Source organism: Pseudomonas entomophila (genome assembly GCF_018417595.1).
Taxonomy (GTDB): domain Bacteria; phylum Pseudomonadota; class Gammaproteobacteria; order Pseudomonadales; family Pseudomonadaceae; genus Aquipseudomonas; species Aquipseudomonas entomophila_C.
Map to the genome: position 1 here is coordinate 2,353,702 of NZ_CP070982.1, position 16,609 is coordinate 2,370,310.

Annotated in this window: 13 protein-coding genes; 1 reads left to right on the plus strand and 12 read right to left on the minus strand. The window is 65.4% G+C overall.

Features of this window, described 5'->3' with window-relative positions:
• Window positions 1-97: 97 nt before the first annotated feature.
• From JYG34_RS10530 to JYG34_RS10550, 5 genes are all read right to left on the minus strand, one after another.
• Window positions 98-877 carry a TSUP family transporter gene (locus tag JYG34_RS10530; protein ID WP_213660628.1) on the minus strand — a complete coding sequence of 260 codons (780 nt, stop codon included), beginning with the start codon at window positions 875-877 and terminating at the stop codon, window positions 98-100.
• Between the two features lie 197 nt (window positions 878-1,074).
• On the minus strand, window positions 1,075-2,418 hold the full coding sequence (locus tag JYG34_RS10535; protein WP_213660629.1) for a glutamine synthetase family protein: 1,344 nt from the start codon (window positions 2,416-2,418) through the stop codon (window positions 1,075-1,077).
• Window positions 2,419-2,589: 171 nt separating this feature from the next.
• Window positions 2,590-3,150: a helix-turn-helix domain-containing protein gene (locus JYG34_RS10540; protein WP_213660630.1), complete on the minus strand. Its 561-nt coding sequence runs from the start codon at window positions 3,148-3,150 to the stop codon at window positions 2,590-2,592.
• Window positions 3,143-4,432 carry an NAD(P)/FAD-dependent oxidoreductase gene (locus JYG34_RS10545; RefSeq protein ID WP_213660631.1) on the minus strand — a complete coding sequence of 430 codons (1,290 nt, stop codon included), beginning with the start codon at window positions 4,430-4,432 and terminating at the stop codon, window positions 3,143-3,145. The genes JYG34_RS10540 and JYG34_RS10545 overlap by 8 nt, the downstream gene beginning before the upstream one ends.
• Window positions 4,433-4,526: 94 nt before the next feature.
• Entirely contained in the window at window positions 4,527-6,476 is a 1,950-nt protein-coding gene (locus tag JYG34_RS10550; RefSeq protein WP_213660632.1) for a DNA topoisomerase III, read from the minus strand.
• Window positions 6,477-6,710: 234 nt separating this feature from the next.
• On the opposite strand from JYG34_RS10550, the gene JYG34_RS10555 reads away from it, so the two are divergent.
• Entirely contained in the window at window positions 6,711-8,561 is a 1,851-nt protein-coding gene (locus JYG34_RS10555; protein ID WP_213660633.1) for a polyurethane esterase, read from the plus strand.
• Between the two features lie 62 nt (window positions 8,562-8,623).
• Here JYG34_RS10555 and JYG34_RS10560 read toward each other — a convergent pair whose 3' ends face one another.
• The 7 genes from JYG34_RS10560 to JYG34_RS10590 form a co-directional block, all read right to left on the minus strand.
• Window positions 8,624-9,058 carry a GNAT family N-acetyltransferase gene (locus tag JYG34_RS10560; RefSeq protein WP_213660634.1) on the minus strand — a complete coding sequence of 145 codons (435 nt, stop codon included), beginning with the start codon at window positions 9,056-9,058 and terminating at the stop codon, window positions 8,624-8,626.
• Window positions 9,051-10,217 (minus strand): cupin domain-containing protein, encoded by a 1,167-nt coding sequence (locus JYG34_RS10565; RefSeq protein ID WP_213660635.1) that lies wholly within the window; start codon window positions 10,215-10,217, stop codon window positions 9,051-9,053. The genes JYG34_RS10560 and JYG34_RS10565 overlap by 8 nt, the downstream gene beginning before the upstream one ends.
• An 81-nt stretch (window positions 10,218-10,298) precedes the next feature.
• Window positions 10,299-11,669, minus strand: a complete 1,371-nt coding sequence (gene purB / locus JYG34_RS10570) for an adenylosuccinate lyase (protein ID WP_213660636.1) — start codon at window positions 11,667-11,669, stop codon at window positions 10,299-10,301.
• A 200-nt stretch (window positions 11,670-11,869) separates the two neighbouring features.
• Window positions 11,870-12,496, minus strand: a complete 627-nt coding sequence (hflD, locus tag JYG34_RS10575) for a high frequency lysogenization protein HflD (protein WP_213660637.1) — start codon at window positions 12,494-12,496, stop codon at window positions 11,870-11,872.
• The gene (gene mnmA / locus JYG34_RS10580) at window positions 12,493-13,617 is read right to left on the minus strand and encodes a tRNA 2-thiouridine(34) synthase MnmA (protein ID WP_213660638.1); all 1,125 of its coding nucleotides are present in this window, start codon (window positions 13,615-13,617) and stop codon (window positions 12,493-12,495) included. Before mnmA ends, hflD begins: the two co-directional genes overlap by 4 nt.
• 60 nt (window positions 13,618-13,677) lie before the next feature.
• Entirely contained in the window at window positions 13,678-14,118 is a 441-nt protein-coding gene (locus tag JYG34_RS10585; protein WP_213660639.1) for an NUDIX hydrolase, read from the minus strand.
• A 189-nt stretch (window positions 14,119-14,307) separates the two neighbouring features.
• Entirely contained in the window at window positions 14,308-16,533 is a 2,226-nt protein-coding gene (locus JYG34_RS10590) for an NADP-dependent isocitrate dehydrogenase (RefSeq protein ID WP_213660640.1), read from the minus strand.
• Window positions 16,534-16,609: the final 76 nt, after the last annotated feature.

Below are 16,609 nucleotides of genomic sequence, written 5' to 3' on the forward strand. Positions count from 1 at the left end.
TCCTGGGGCCGCTATGCAGCTCTATCGCGGCTAAAGCCGCTCCTACAGGGGGAACGTAAATCCTGAACATCTGCAGGGCTGTTTCCCCCACGCCGTATCAGGCCTGACCGAACCAATGCTGCCACGCCAGGCGCACGGTCAACGCCAGCACCACGGTAATGAACACCGGGCGGATGAACTTGCTGCCGCCGCTGATCGCGGTGCGTGCACCAAAGAAAGCGCCCACCATCACCGACAGGCCCATGCACAGGCCGACGATGTAGTCCACCTGCCCGGAAATGATGAACACCGTCAGCGCCGCGATGTTGCTGACGAAGTTCATGCTGCGCGCCACGCCGCTGGCGCGGACCAGGTCGATGGGGTAGAGCAGCAGCGTACTCACGGTCCAGAACGCACCGGTACCGGGGCCGGCCACACCGTCATAGAAGCCCAGCGAGAAGCCCTGGGGAAACTGCCATTTGCGCTTGATCGGCGCATTGGCGTCCAGCGGTGCCTTGGGCGTGCCACCGAACAGCAGGTAGACGCCGCAGGCGAAGACGATCACCGGCAGCATCTTGTTCAGCCATTCGGCCGGCATGTAGTGGGCGGCCACCGCGCCGATCAGCGCGCCCACCAGCGTGCCGAGAATCGCCAGGCGCCATTGCGCCGGGTGGAACAGTTTGCGCCGGTAGTAGGTGATGCTGGCGGTGGCCGCGCCGAAGGTCGAGCTGAGCTTGTTGGTGCCCAGCACCAGGTGCGGGGGCATGCCGGCGGTCAGCAGTGCCGGGGTGGTCAGCAGGCCGCCGCCGCCGGCGATGGCATCGATGAAACCAGCGACGAAGGCGACCAGGGCGAGGATCAGCAGGGTGAGCGGTTCTACGGTGAGTTCGAAGGGCATGGGGGCTTGGGCTGGCAGGGAGGCGGGGTGCGGCAAAAGGCCGCGCTAGAGGCGGTACATGGTAATCCCAGGCGGTTTGGGTTGCCAGTGCCGGCCTCTTCGCGGGTAAACCTGCTCCCACAGGGATCGCGCCAGCCTCAAGACTGGCGACGCACCTGCAGGAGCCGGCCTGGCCGGCGAAGGGGCCGGAACAGCGCTCACAGGAACCAGCGATACTCCCGCGCACTCACCTCCTGCATGAACGCCAGGTGATCCTGGCGCTTGTTCTCGCAATACACCATGACGAACTCCGCCCCCAGCCCTTCATTCACCACCGGATGCCCGCGCATGGCCGCCACGGCGCCAAGCATGTCCTTGGGAAAATCGATGCCGCTGCCACGGTTCTCGTTCAGTGGCGCGATGGGTTCCTGCGCGGCATCCAGCCCATGCTCCATCCCACACAGGATCGCCGCCAGCACCAGATAAGGGTTGGCATCCGCCCCCGCCAGCCGATGCTCGATGCGCAGGTTGCGTGGGTCCGACTCGGGGATGCGGATACACGCGTCGCGATCCTCGAAGCCCCAGCTGGCGCGGCTGGCGGCATTGACCATGGCGCCGTAGCGGCGGAACGCGTTGTGGTTGGCGGCGAAGATCGGCATGCAGTGCGGCAGCAGCGCCAGGCAGCCGGCCACGGCGTGGCGCAGCGGGCGTTGCTGGTCGCTGGCGAGCAGGTTGTTGCCATCCCGGTCGTAGAGGCTGACATGCACGTGCATGCCGCTGCCCGGCGCCTGCAGGTAGGGCTTGCTCATGAACGAGGCGCGCAATCCGTGTTTCAGCGCCACGCCACGGGTGCTGCGGCAGAACATCGCCGCCCAGTCGGCGGCGCGCAGGCCATCGTCGCAGTGGCCGAAATTGATCTCGAACTGGCCCGGCCCCAGTTCGGCGGTGATGACATTGGCGTCCACGCCCTGGGTGTTGGCGGCCTCGACCATTTCGCGCAGCACGTCGGAGAAGCGCGACAGGCGTTCGATGTGCAGGTTGGGCTGGTCGTCGGCGTCGTTGCTGAACGGGTCGTGGGGAAACTGTGGCAGGCCTTCCTTGAGCGCGCGGTCGAACAGATAGAACTCCAGCTCGAACGCCACCACCGGGCGGATGCCGCGTCGCGCCAGGCGCTGCAACACACGGGCGAGCACTTCGCGGGGCTCGAACTCGATGGGCGCGGTGGTGCCATCGGAAGTGATCAACATCTGGCCCAGTGGCTCGCGCTCCCAGCTCACCGGCTTGAGCGTGCCCGGTACCAGGCGGCGCAGGGCGTCCGGGTCACCGTCGTTGAAGCAGTAGTCGCCAATCGGGAACAGGCCGCCCTGGACACCCAGCAACACGCAGTTCTGCGGCAGCTTCAGGGGGCTGCCGGCGGCGACCTTTTCCAGCATGTCGATGGGGTAGCGCTTGCCGTAGAAGTGGCCGGGGATGTCCAGGCTGATCAAGTCGACGTAGCGCACGTCGGGATGCTGTGAGCGGAAGGCACGGACTTCGTCGAGCAAGCTGTGGTTCGTGGTCATCGTGTGCTCCATTGCAATGAAACATGATTCGGTGATCGCTGGGCGTGCGCCAGCTTCAAGGTCAACGCCGCGCCTGTAGGAGCCGGCCTTGCCGGCGAATGGGCCCGGGCAGTCGACACAACTCAGTCGCTCCCACAGCGGCGATGGCCCCGGGCAGGCAAAGCCGTGCCGTCAACGGAATACCCAGAGGACACGCGTCACCAGGGACGTCAGGTTGGCGTAGCGAAACTGGCTGTGCGGCGGCAGCTGGAAGCTGTCGTTGGGATGCAAGGTCACGGCCGCTTCATGGCCGTGCAGCCACAGGGTCAGCTCGCCTTCGAGGACGAAGCCACCCTGCTCCGAGCTGTCGTCCAAGTGCCCCTCGCCACTGCTGGCGCCCGGTGCCAGGTGGCTTTCGAGCATGGCGAAGCGGCCGGTGAGCGTCGGCGAGACCAGGACGTCGGTAACCCCGGCGGCGTAGTACAGGGTGCGCCGTTCGCCGGGGCGGGTGACCCAGTCGATCTCCCTCGGTGGCACCGCCTGGTAGAAATAGGTGGTGGGTACCTGCAACGCTTCGCTGATGGCGGTGAGATCGGCCACGGTGGGGCGTGACAGGCCGCGCTCCACCTGGGAGAGAAAGCCCACGGAACGGTTCACCCGCGTGGCCAGATCATCCAGGGTGAAACCTCGGTGCTTGCGCAGGTCGCGGACCAGGCGCGCCAGGTCTTCGAATGCATCACGTGGCTCAGACATGATCGCGCATCCTGTACCAAGCCTTGGCCGCGGCCTCCAGCGGGGCGGCCAGCAGGTCGCCACCGAGGAAGCGGCCATTGTCGATACTCTGGTACAACGCCAGCAGGTCCTCGTCGCCGAGGATCGCGTCGCTGACCGCGCGCGCCCCGGCCAGGGTCGGCAGCACGCCGTGCCCGGAGAAACCCTGCAGCCAGTAGCGCTGGCCCTGGCGGCCGATGTCCGGCGTGCGCTGGAGGCTGCAGTCGATATGCCCACCCCAGGCGTGCTCGATGGCCACGCCTTTGAGTTGTGGGAATACCCGCTCCAGGCAGGGGCGGGTGGCGGCGGCGACATCTTTGGGGATGCCGCCCAGGTAGGTGCATCCGCCACCAAACAGCAGGCGGTGATCGGGGGTGAGGCGGAAGTAGTCGGGGATGAACTGGTTGTCGATCACGCAACTGTTGCGTGGCAGCAGCGAGGCGGCGAGGCTTGCTTCGAGCGGCGCGGTGGCCACCTGGTAGGAGCCCACCGGCAGCAAGCGGCGCGAGAGGGCGCGATCGAGGCCGTCGATGTAGGCATTGCAGGCCAGCACCAGTACGCGGCTGCGTACTTCACCTCTGGCGGTGCGGGCCACGAAGCCGCCTGCGTGTTCCTGGTAGTCGAGCACCTGGCTCTGTTCGAAGATGTCGCCTCCGGCCGCCTCGATCTTGCTCGCCAGCCCCTGGGCCAGTTTCAGTGGGTTGAGGTGGGCACCGTTGGGGTCGTATAGCGCGGCCTGATAACGCGGGCTGTCGATCCACTCGGACAGCTCATCGCGGCCGATCAGGCGCAGGCAATCGTAGTGGAGTGTGTCCTGCGCTTCGCGACGGGCTTCCTCCAGCAGCTTGACCCGGCGCGGCAGCACCGCAGTCCACAGACTGCCAAGGCGGTAGTCGACATCGAAGCCGTGGCGTTGGGGCAGCTCGCGCATTTCCCGAGCGGCCCAGCACATGCTGTCCCACAGGCGGCGCCCGCGCTCCAGACCAAGGGCCTTGAGCAGGGGCGGCATGTCGCACGACCAGCCGAGCAACGCCTGGCCGCCGTTGCGCCCGGATGCCGCCCATGCCACCCGGCTGGCCTCCAGCAGGGTTACGCGCTTGCCGGCCAGGGCCAGGCGCAGGGCGGTGTGCAGGCCACTGAAACCGGCGCCGATGATCAGAACATCGGTGTCGACGGAGCCTTTCAGGGTAGGGCGCAAGGGGATGGGAGCGGGGTAGGTCTGGGCGTAGTAGCTGGCGACGTGCTGGGCGGATTGTTTGAACATGCCGAAGCCTCGTGAAATTTTTTATGATTATTTTCATGAAAAAATAGCAGAGGATTTTCATATCGCCAGTCGAGGGCTCACCTCGGGGCAAGCCTTACGAGGTTGCCGCCTTGCGTCGCGGCTGTCGGGGTTTGCCGGCGGGTGCCTTGCCTTTCGCCGCGCCCTTGCGTTTCTTCTTCCAGGGCGCCGTGGCCTTGCCTGCCGCCGGCCCGGTGATGTTCAGGCGCATGCCGCTGCAGCGCTGCACCAGCTTGCCCATCCACGCCGACTGGCGGGTGACGAACTCGTCCAGGCTCATTTCGCCACTCTGTACCATGTCCAGCGCCTGTTCCCAGATCGCCGTGGTGCCGGGGTCGGCGATGGCTCGGGGCACGGCATCGATCAGGCTGAAGGCCGCCGGTGTCGCCGACAGTGCCTTGCCGTTCTTCACCAGGTAGCCGCGGTCGAGCAGGCCCTGGATGATGCTCGCGCGAGTCGCCTCGGTGCCGATGCCGGTGGTCTCCTTGAGCTTCTGCTTGAGCAGTGGGTCGTCCACCAGCTTGGCGACGTTCTTCATCGCCTTGATCAGGTCGCCTTCGGTAAACGGCTTGGGGGGCTGGGTCCACAGGTCCTTGAGCTGCAAGCCCTGCACCGCGCAGTCCTGCCCCTCGCGCAATGCCGGCAGCACCTGGGCCGGTGGCGCCTCGCGGCCCTTCGTGGGGGCCAACGCCTCAGGCAGCGCACGGCGCCAGCCCGGCTCGATGATCTGCTTGCCGACCGCCCGCAGCGTGTGCCCGGCGCAATCGAAGTCGGCCTGGGTGCGGTCGTACTCGTGGTTGGGCAGGAACTGCGCGAGGTAGCGGGCGCGAATCAGGGTGTACACCGCCTTGTACTTCGGCGGCAGGCGCGACGGGTCACTGGCGGCGGCAGTGGGGATGATGCCGTGGTGGGCGCTGACCTTCTGGTCGTTCCAGGCTCGCGAGCGTCGTTGCGGGTCGAGGTATGGCTGCAGCGGTGCAAGGCTGGCGTCGGTGCGTTGCAGCGCGGCGAGGATGCCCGGCGCCTCGCCATGCTGGCTGAGGGGCAGGTAACCGCTGTCGCTGCGCGGGTAAGTGATGAGTTTGTGGGTTTCGTACAGCGCCTGGGCGATGTCCAGTGTCTCCTGGGCACCGAGCCCCAGTTTCTTCGAGCAGACCTCTTGCAGGGTACCCAGGTCGAAGGGCAGGGGCGCGGCTTCGCGGACGCGCTCGGTGGCGATTTTCATCACCCGGGCGCTGCCGGCTGCCTGCATGTCATGGGCGGCCTGTTGCGCCAGGGCCTGCCTCAGGCAACGGCCCTGGTCATCGCAGACATCCTCCGGCGCACGCCATTGAGCGTTGAACACACTGCCAGCACTCTCCAGTTGCACGTCGATGGCCCAGAAGGGCACCGGCACGAAATCGGCGATGCTGCGGTCGCGGTCCACCACCAGGCGCAGCGTCGGTGTCTGCACCCTCCCCACGGGCAACACGCCTTGATAGCCGGACTGGCGCCCGAGCAGGGTGAACAGGCGGCTCATGTTCATGCCGATCAGCCAGTCGGCCCGCGAGCGGCCCAGCGCGGAGTGGTAGAGGTTGAAGGTTTCCTGGCCGGGCAGCAGGCGTGCCAGCGCCTTGCGGATCGAGGCGTCGTCCAGGGCCGACAGCCACAGGCGCTGGATCGGCCCCCGGTAGCGGCAGTGTTCGACCAGCTCGCGGGCGATCATCTCGCCCTCGCGGTCGGCGTCGGTGGCGATCACCAATTCGCGGGCCTCGCCGAGCAGGCGCTTGACCGCCTTGTACTGGCTGGCGGTCTTGGGCTTGACCGTCATCTTCCACTTCTCGGGGATGATCGGCAGGTCGTCGAGCGACCAGCGCTTGTAGCGCTCGTCGTAGCTGTCGGGCGGGGCGGTTTCCAGCAGGTGGCCGATGCACCAGGTCACGCAGACATCGGTGCCTTGCCAGCAGCCGTCGCCCCGGCGCTGGGCGCCGAGCACCTTGGCGATGTCTTTTGCCTGGGAGGGTTTTTCGCAGAGAAAGAGGCGCATGGCCGCAACGCTTGATCGGTGGGAATGGGCACTAGGATGCGCAAGGCAGGGCGCGCAGGCAAGTTTTATCTGTATGCATGTACAGTTTTTTTGTCCGCGATTTTGGCGGGGTTGCCACTTCCTGGGGCTTGAATCATGTGGCACTGGCGTGCCAGCTTTGCCTTTCGCCCTTCAGTCGTGTCAAAGGACGATGTCGCTGGGGCGTCCTACCTACAACGAACAGGGATGTATCCAATGCCCGTATTTGACTACCGCCAACTTGGCAGTGCTGCCTCTTCCGCCCTCTACAAGGATGCCATGGCCCTGGCCATGTACGCCTACCACGGTATCGACGATGGATTCGCCGCAGGCTACCAGCAGCATGGCTTCGGCCTCGGCCTGCCGGCAACGCTGGTCAAGGCACTGATCGGCGGCACCGACAGCCAGGGCGTGATCCCCGGCATCCCCTGGAACCCGGATGCCGAAGCCAAGGCCCTGGCCAACGCCAAGGCGATCGGCTGGAACCCGATCAGCGCCGCGCAACTGGGCTACCAGGGCAAGACCGATGCGCGGGGAACCTTCCATGGTGAAAACGCCGGCTATACCACGGCACAGGCCGAAGTCATGGGCCGCTACGACGCCGAAGGTCATCTGACGGGCATCGGCATCGCCTTTCGCGGCACCGGTGGGCCACGGGAAGTGCTGGTTGGCGACACCATCGGCGATGTGATCAACGACCTGTTGGCGGCGTTCGGGCCACCGGGCTATGCCCGCGACTACACCGGCAATGCCTTCGGCCGCCTGCTCGACAATGTGGCGGCGTTTGCCAAGGCCAACGGCCTGAGCGGCGCCGATGTCACCGTCAGCGGCCACAGCCTTGGCGGCCTGGCGGTGAACAGCCTGGCAGACCTCAGCACCTCGCGCTGGGGTGGCTTCTACCAGGATTCGCGCTACGTCGCCTTCGCCTCGCCGACCCAGGCTGCCGACGCCAACAAGGTGCTCAACATCGGCTACGAGAACGACCCGGTGTTCCGTGTGCTCGACGGCACCTCGGTCACCTGGGGCACCGCTGGCGTGCACGATGGCGCCAAGGCCTCGGCCACCAACAACATCGTCAACTTCAACGACCACTACGCCTCCGACGCCTGGAACCTGCTGCCGTTCTCCATCGCCAACATCGCCAACTGGCTGTCGCACTTGCCGGCCGCCTACACCGATGGCCTGGGGCGGGTGGTGGACTCTTCGTTCTACCCGTGGACCACCCGCGACTCGACCGTGGTGGTCAGCAACCTGTCCGATGCGACCCGGGGCTCGACCTGGGTCGAGGACCTCAACCGCAATGCCGAGCCGCACAAGGGCAGCACCTTCATCATTGGCACCGACAAGGACGACCTGATCCATGGCGGGCGTGGCAACGACTACCTCGAAGGGCGTGCCGGCAACGACACCTTCCGTGATGATGGCGGCTTCAACCTGATCGATGGCGGCGACGGGCATGACACGCTCAAGCTGCAGGACTCACTGGCCAACCTGAGCATCGCCCGCGACGGCGAGGGCACGGTGTATGTGCAGGATGCCGTGGGCGGCATCAGCCAGTTGCACAGTGTCGAGAACCTGGTCAGCAAGGAGCCGAGCCTGGTGATCTTCACCAAGGAGGTGACCCATCAGCTAGGTGTGGATGGGTTGCTGAACAGTGGCAAGCTCAACCCCTACGCAGCGTCGATCAGTGGCAGCCAGGCGGGTGACCAGCTGGTGGCGGGGAACCAGGGGCAGTGGTTGTTCGGCCTGGGCGGAGATGATCGCCTGCAGGGCGGCGCGGGCAATGACGTGCTGGTCGGTGGCACCGGCAACGATATGCTCAGTGGCGGTGCGGGGCGCGATACATTCCTGTTCAGCGGGCACTTCGGTCAGGACCAGGTGCTCGACTTTACCGGCCAGGACCGCCTGGTGTTCATGGGCGTGGAGGGCGGCACGGCTACGCCGGCCTGGCGCGATCATGCCAGCCAGGTGGGCAATGACCTGGTGCTGAAGTTCGGTGCGGACAGTGTGACGCTGGTGGGGATTGCAGCGCAGTCACTGGGGGATGGCCAGGTCGTGATTGCCTGACCCAATGATTCGCCGGCAAGCCGGCTCCTGCAGTAGGAGCCGGCTTGCCGGCGAATGGCGGCTCAAGCGATCTCGCGTGAGTCGCGCACCATGTCCACGTGTGGGATCCCGGCCTCGAGGAACTCCTCGCTGACCACGCGGAACCCCAGGCGCTCGTAGAACGGCGTGGCGTGCACCTGGGCACTGAGCATCTGCTGCTTGAGGTCGCGGTTCTGCGCCTCGATGATCACCGCCTTCATCAACGCGTCGCCCACCTTCAGGCCGCGCCAGTCCTTGAGCACCGACACCCGGCCGATGGTGCCGTCGGGCAACAGGCGCGCGGTACCGATCGGGTAGTCGCCTTCCATGGCCAGGAAGTGCACGGCGCTCGGGTCTTCGGCGTCGAACTCCAGTTCCGGCGGCACATGCTGCTCGGCGACGAACACGGCGCTGCGGATCCGGTGGATATCGGCGTTGTCCTTGTGCCAGTCGGCCAGTCGAACGCTGATCTTATTCATCGGCGAACCCCAGGCTGCCTTGCATGACCAACTGCTGAACCAGCATCAGGCCGTCTTCGTCCTGCAGCCACTCGGCCAGGTTTTCACTGTGCAGGGCGTCGGCGGAGCAGATCAGTTTCAGCAGCTCGCGCAGTTTCCCCGGCAGCGGGCAACTGCGGCCGCTGGCGAACAGCAGCAGGTCGTCGCCGAACTCCGACCAGGCCAGGCGTGCGCTCGGGTTGCGGATCAGGATGGCGCCCTGGCCGAGGTAGTCGAGCAGCTCCTGTTCGGACAGCTCCTCGCCTACCACCTGCTCGGGGTAACGCGGCTCGGTCATGAACTGGCCGAACCAGGTCAGCAGCAGGTCCTTGTCGGCCATGTGCTTGTCGATCAGGGCCTTGAGACGGTCAAGGGCGTCGTGCTGGATCTGGTGCGGGTCGCTGACCGGCTGGGCGTCGGCATCGCTGTAGCGCTCTTCGTCCGGCAGGAACTGGCCGAGGAAGTCGGTGAAGTGGGTCAGCACTTCGGCCGCGCTCGGGGCGCGGAAGCCCACCGAGTAGGTCATGCACTCACCCTCGGCGACGCCGTAGTGGGCCAGGCGCGGCGGCAGGTAGAGCATGTCGCCGGGCTCCAGGGTCCACTCGCCGCTCTGCTCGAATTCGGCGAGGATGCGCAGGTCGGCATGGTCGATCAGCGCGCTGTCGCTGTTGCACATCTGGCCGACTTTCCAGTTGCGCTTGCCATCGGCCTGCAGCAGGAACACGTCGTAGTTGTCGAAGTGCGGGCCGACACTGCCACCGGGGGCCGCGTAGCTGATCATCACGTCATCGATACGCCAGCTGGGCAGGAAGCGGAACTCTTCGAGCAGTTCGGCCACTTCCGGGACGAACTGGTCCACCGCCTGCACCAGCAGGGTCCAGTCACGCTCGGGCAGGTCGGCGAAGGCGTCCTCGGCGAACGGGCCGCGGCGCAGCTCCCACGGGCGCTCGCCGTGTTCGAGCACCAGGCGCGACTCGACTTCTTCTTCCAGGGCCAGGCCGGCCAGCTCGTCGGCGTCGATGGGGCTGACGAAGTCGGGGAAGGCCTGACGCACCAGCAGCGGCTTCTTCTGCCAGTAGTCGCGCAGGAATTCACGGGCCGTCAGGCCGCCCAGCAGTTGCAGTGGAGTATCAGAATTCATGTTCAACCTATTGAAAAAACGTAGTTTTCAGACGGGAATAAAAACGCCCGGCCAGGCCGGGCGTTAAGCGCGGGGCGCAGGTCAGATGCGTTTGGCCTGGGCCACGGCGTTGCCAATGTAGGTGGCAGGGGTCAGTTGCTTGAGCTCGGCCTTGGCTTCGGCCGGCATGTCCAGGCCGTCGATGAAGGTCAGCAGCGCTTCAGGGGTGATGCCCTTGCCACGGGTCAGCTCCTTGAGCTTCTCGTAGGGGTTCTCGATGTTGAAGCGGCGCATCACGGTCTGGATCGGCTCGGCCAGGACTTCCCAGCAGGCGTCCAGGTCGGCGGCGATACGGGCGGCGTTGACTTCCAGCTTGCCGATGCCCTTCAGGCTGGCTTCGTAGGCGATGACGCTGTGGGCGAAGCCCACGCCCAGGTTGCGCAGCACGGTGGAGTCGGTCAGGTCACGCTGCCAGCGCGAGATCGGCAGCTTGCTGGCCAGGTGCTGGAACAGTGCGTTGGCGATGCCCAGGTTGCCTTCGGAGTTCTCGAAGTCGATCGGGTTGACCTTGTGCGGCATGGTCGAGGAGCCGATTTCGCCGGCGACGGTCTTCTGTTTGAAGTAGCCCAGCGAGATGTAGCCCCAGACGTCGCGGTCGAAGTCGATGAGGATGGTGTTGAAGCGGGCGATGGCGTCGAACAGCTCGGCGATGTAGTCGTGCGGCTCGATCTGGGTGGTGTAGGGGTTGAACACCAGGCCCAGCTCGTCCTCGATGAAGGCGCGGGCGTTCTGCTCCCAGTCGATCTGCGAGTACGCGGACAGGTGGGCGTTGTAGTTGCCCACGGCGCCGTTGATCTTGCCCAGCAGTGGCACGGCGGCGACTTGCGCGATCTGGCGCTCCAGGCGGTAGACGACGTTGGCCAGCTCTTTACCCAGGGTGGTCGGCGAGGCCGGCTGGCCGTGGGTGCGCGACAGCATGGGGACGTCGGCGTGGGCGTGGGCCAGGGCGCGGATCGATTCGGCGATCTGGCGCATCAGCGGCAGCAGCACGTCGTCACGGCCGGCGCGCAGCATCAGGGCGTGGGACAGGTTGTTGATGTCCTCGCTGGTGCAGGCGAAGTGGATGAATTCGCTGACCTTGGCCAGTTCAGGCAGTTGAGCGGCCTGCTCCTTGAGCAGGTACTCGATGGCCTTGACGTCGTGGTTGGTGGTGCGCTCGATCTCTTTGACGCGTTCGGCGTGCTCGAGCTTGAAATCGGTGGCCAGGCTGTCCAGCAGGGCGTTGGCTTCGGCGGAGAACGCCGGCACTTCGCCGATCTGCGGGTGGGCGGCCAGGCGCTGCAGCCAGCGCACTTCGACCAGGGCGCGGAAACGGATCAGGCCGAATTCGCTGAAGATGGGGCGCAGGGCCTGGGTTTTGCCGGCATAACGGCCGTCTACAGGGGAAACCGCAGTGAGCGAGGAGAGCTGCATGGGGTGTTCTCGGACAGTCAGGCTTTTGGAAGGGCGCATATCATACATGAAAAACGCGCCCGAGTCGGGTGGCTGACCAAAGGTCGGGCCATTTCGAGTCTTGCTTGGGCCCCTGTAGGAGCGGGTTTACCCGCGATGCAATGCTGGATTCACTGACGCATTCGCGGGTAAACCCGCTCCTACAGGGGCACGGTGTTCGTTCAGTCGTTGGTGCGCATCATCCCGTACAGCTCCTTGAGCAGCTTGCGCCGGCTGAACACCAGCTGCCAGCGATGCCCGCCCAGCTGGCGCCACAGGCGCGCGGCGCGGATCCCGGCCAGCAGCAGGGCGCGGATCTTCGAGGCATTGCTCGCCTGCTGCAGGAAACGCATGTCGCCATGCACCTGGATGCGCTGGCGCAGGGTGCTCAAGGTGTCCTGGTACAAGGCTCCGCTGGAAGCGATGACGTTTTCGTGAACCAGGCCGAAATGATCGGCCTGCGATTGAATCTGCGGCAGGCGATTGCCGATGATGTCGAGCATGTCGCCGCGTTTGTTCAGCTGGCGCTCCAGGCCGAGCATCGACAGGGCGTAGCGCAGCGGCTCGCGCTGCAGGCTGCTGGGGTCGCGCTCCAGGGCGCCGACCAGCGCGCGGTAGCCGTCGCGCAGGTTGAGGTCGTCGCCGCCGAATACCTCCAGCGTATCCTTCGGGTCGCGCACCAGCAGGCTCCCAAGCATGCAGCCGATGTTGGCCTCGCTGGCCTGGCCGGTGCGGGCGATGCGGTCGACCAGCACTGCGGCCTGGAACACGCCGCCCAGGGCGATCAACTGCTCCTGGAGGTTGTTCATTGGCGCGGGCTCCACGGCTCGGCGGTCTCGATCACGCCGCCGCCCAGGCACACCTCTTTGTCGTAGAACACCACCGACTGGCCGGGGGTAACGGCGCGTTGAGGTTCGTCGAACACCGCGCGGTAGCCGTTCTCGGTGCGCTCCAGGGTGCACTGTTGGTCGCCCTGGCGATAACGCACCTTGGCGGTGAGCCGGCGCGGGCTGCTCAAGTCGATCGGGTTGACCCAGAAGATTTCCGAGGCAAGCAGGGCGCGGGAGAACAGCCAAGGGTGTTCGTTGCCCTGGCCGACCACCAGCACATTCCGTGCGAGGTCCTTGTGCAGCACGTACCACGGTTCGTCGCCGGCGTCCTTCAGGCCACCGATGCCCAGGCCCTGGCGCTGGCCGATGGTGTGGTACATCAGGCCGTGGTGGCGGCCGATGACTTCGCCATCGGTGGTCTGGATCTCGCCCGGCTGGGCAGGCAGGTACTGTTTGAGGAAATCACTGAAACGGCGCTCGCCGATGAAGCAGATGCCGGTGGAGTCCTTCTTCTTCGCCGTGGCCAGGCCGTGTTTCTCGGCGATGGCGCGCACCTCGGGCTTCTCCAGCTCACCGACCGGGAACAGGGTACGGGCGATTTCCTTGCCGCCGACGGCATGCAGGAAGTAGCTCTGGTCCTTGTTCGGGTCCAGGCCCTTGAGCAGTTCGGTCAGCTCGCCAGTGTCGCGGCGGCGCACATAGTGGCCGGTTGCAATCAGGTCTGCGCCCAGAGACAGGGCGTAGTCGAGGAACGCCTTGAACTTGATCTCGCGGTTGCAGAGGATGTCCGGGTTCGGTGTGCGGCCGGCCTTGTACTCTTCGAGGAAATGCTCGAACACGTTGTCCCAGTATTCGGCGGCGAAGTTGGCGGTGTGCAGCTTGATGCCGATGCGGTCGCACACGGCCTGGGCGTCGGCCAGGTCTTCGCGGGCGGTGCAGTATTCGGTGCCGTCGTCCTCTTCCCAGTTCTTCATGAACAGACCTTCCACCTGGTAGCCCTGCTCCATGAGCAGAAGGGCGGAGACGGAAGAGTCCACGCCGCCGGACATGCCGACGATGACGCGGGTCTTGGCGGGGTCTTTGAGTGCTGGGCTGGTCATGGCTACCGAATGTGTATCAGAGGGGAAAAATGCCGATTCTATCAAACCCGCAGGCTGGCGTCAGTCGCGCAGCAGGTCGAGGCTGTGCAATGGGCCTTTGAGGTAGTCGTCGAGGCAGCGGGGCACCAGTTCGCTGCGCCAGCGCGACGGTTCGGCCAGCAGCTCATCGCGGCTCAGCCACACGGCGCGGACGATGTCGCTGTCCAGGGCCAGGTCAGTGTGATGGCGCACGGGGCGGGCGGCGAAGCAGATGCGCTGGTAGGTTACACCGTTGCTCGGGGCGGTGTAGAGGTAGATGCCGACCACGCCGGTGAGTTCGACTTCCCAGGCGGTCTCTTCGAGGGTTTCGCGCAGGGCGGCCTGGGTGATGGTTTCGTTGGCTTCGAGGTGGCCGGCAGGTTGGTTGAAGACGTGTTGGCCTGCCTTGAATTCCTCGACGAAGAGAAACTTGCCCTCGTGTTCGACGATGGTGGCGACGGTGATGTGGGGTTGCCAGATCATGAGCATTTCCTATGGTTGGCGCGGCCCCTGTAGGAGCGGGTTTACCCGCGAATGCGTCAGTGGATTCACCATCGCATTCGCGGGTAAACCCACTCCTACAGGGGCCATGTAGGCCGAGAAATATCATCTATCCAAAAAGCACAAACCCCGGTGCGTGGCCGGGGTCTGTGCTGTTACTTCAAGCGAACCTTACAGTGCGGCAATGGCGCTGTTCAGGGTCTGGCTCGGGCGCATCACTTTAGCGGTCAGCTCGGCATCCGGGGCGTAGTAGCCACCGATGTCGGCCGGCTTGCCCTGGACGGCGTTGAGCTCGGCGACGATGGTCGCCTCGTTCTCGCTGAGGGTCTTGGCCAGCGGGGCGAAGCGCGCCTGCAGGGCGGCGTCGTCGGTCTGGGCGGCCAGGGCTTCTGCCCAATAGAGCGTGAGGTAGAAGTGGCTGCCGCGGTTGTCGATACCGCCGACCTTGCGCGAGGGCGACTTGTTGGTGTCGAGGAACTTGCCGGTGGCCTGGTCCAGGGTGTTGGCCAGCACTTTGGCGCGCGGGTTGTCGTAGGTGTTGCCCAGGTGCTCGAGCGAGGCGGCGAGCGCGAGGAATTCACCCAGCGAGTCCCAGCGCAGGAAGTTCTCTTCGACCAACTGCTGCACGTGCTTCGGTGCCGAACCGCCGGCGCCGGTTTCGAACAGGCCACCGCCGTTCATCAGCGGGACGATCGACAGCATCTTGGCGCTGGTACCCAGCTCCATGATCGGGAACAGGTCGGTCAGGTAGTCGCGCAGCACGTTGCCGGTCACCGAGATGGTGTCCTTGCCTTCGCGGATGCGGGCCAGGGAGAACTTGATGGCGTCGACCGGGGCCAGGATGCGGATGTCCAGGCCGGAAGTGTCGTGATCTTTCAGGTACTGCTGCACCTTCTCGATCATCACGCCGTCATGGGCGCGGGCCGGGTCCAGCCAGAACACCGCCGGGGTGTTGCTCAGGCGGGCACGGTTGACGGCCAGCTTGACCCAGTCCTGGATCGGCGCGTCCTTGGTTTGGCACATGCGGAAGATGTCGCCGGCCTCGACGTTCTGCTCCAGTACGATCTTGCCCTTGCTGTCGACCACGCGCACGACACCGTCGGCCTTGATCTGGAAGGTCTTGTCGTGGGAGCCGTACTCTTCGGCTTTCTGGGCCATCAGGCCGACGTTGGGAACGCTGCCCATGGTGGTCGGATCGAAGGCGCCGTGTTGCTTGCAGTCTTCGATGGTGGCCTGGTAGATGCCGGCGTAGCAGCGGTCAGGGATCACGGCCTTGGCGTCCTGCAGTTCACCGGCGGTGTTCCACATCTTGCCCGAGTCGCGGATCATCGCAGGCATCGAGGCGTCGACGATGACGTCGCTCGGTACGTGCAGGTTGGTGATGCCCTTGTCCGAGTTGACCATGGCCAGCGCCGGGCGAACGGCGTACAGGGCTTGGATGTCGGCTTCGATCTCGGCTTGCTTTTCAGCAGGCAGGTCCTTGATGCGGGCGTACAGGTCGCCGATGCCGTTGTTCGAGTTGAAGCCAACCTCGGTCAGCGCCGCGGCGTGCTTGGCCAGCACGTCGTTGTAGAACTCCTCGACGATCACGCCGAACATGATCGGGTCGGAGACTTTCATCATGGTGGCTTTCAGGTGCACCGACAGCAGCACGCCGGAGGCCTTGGCATCGGCGATCTGCTCGGCGATGAAGGCTTTCAGGGCCTTGCGGCTCATGGTGGCGCAGTCGATGACTTCGGCGGCCTTGACGGCGGTTTTTTCTTTCAGGACGGTGGTGGTGCCGTCCTTGCCGACCAGTTCGATGCGCAGGCTGTCGTCAGCCTCGATCAGCGCGGCCTTCTCGCTGCCGTAGAAGTCGCCGTGGGTCATGTGGGCGACGTGCGACTTGGAGTCGGCGGCCCAGGCGCCCATCTTGTGCGGGTGCTTGCGTGCGTAGTTCTTGACCGACAGCGGGGCGCGGCGGTCGGAGTTGCCTTCGCGCAGGACCGGGTTCACGGCGCTGCCCTTGATGCGGTCGTAACGGGCGCGGGATTCTTTTTCTTCCGCGGTGGCCGGCTCGTCGGCGTAGTCGGGGATGTTGAAGCCCTTGGTTTGCAGTTCCTTGATCGCCGCCTTCAGCTGGGGAACCGAAGCAGAGATGTTCGGCAGCTTGATGATGTTGGCTTCAGGGGTGGTGGCCAGCTGGCCCAGTTCCGCCAGGTGATCGCCTACCTGCTTCGCGCTGCCCAGTTGCTCCGGGAAGGCCGCGAGGATTCGGCCGGCCAGGGAGATGTCGCGGGTTTCGACGGCGATATCGGCCGAAGCGGTGAAGGCTTCGACGATCGGCAGCAGCGAGTAGGTGGCGAGGGCGGGGGCTTCGTCGGTGAAGGTGTAGATGATCTTGGAACGGGTGGGCATGCGGGTTAACTCTCTATGTGCTGAGCGTACTCGAGTCTCGAGGTGCGCAGGGTAGGCGCTTCGCCCTGGCGACGCC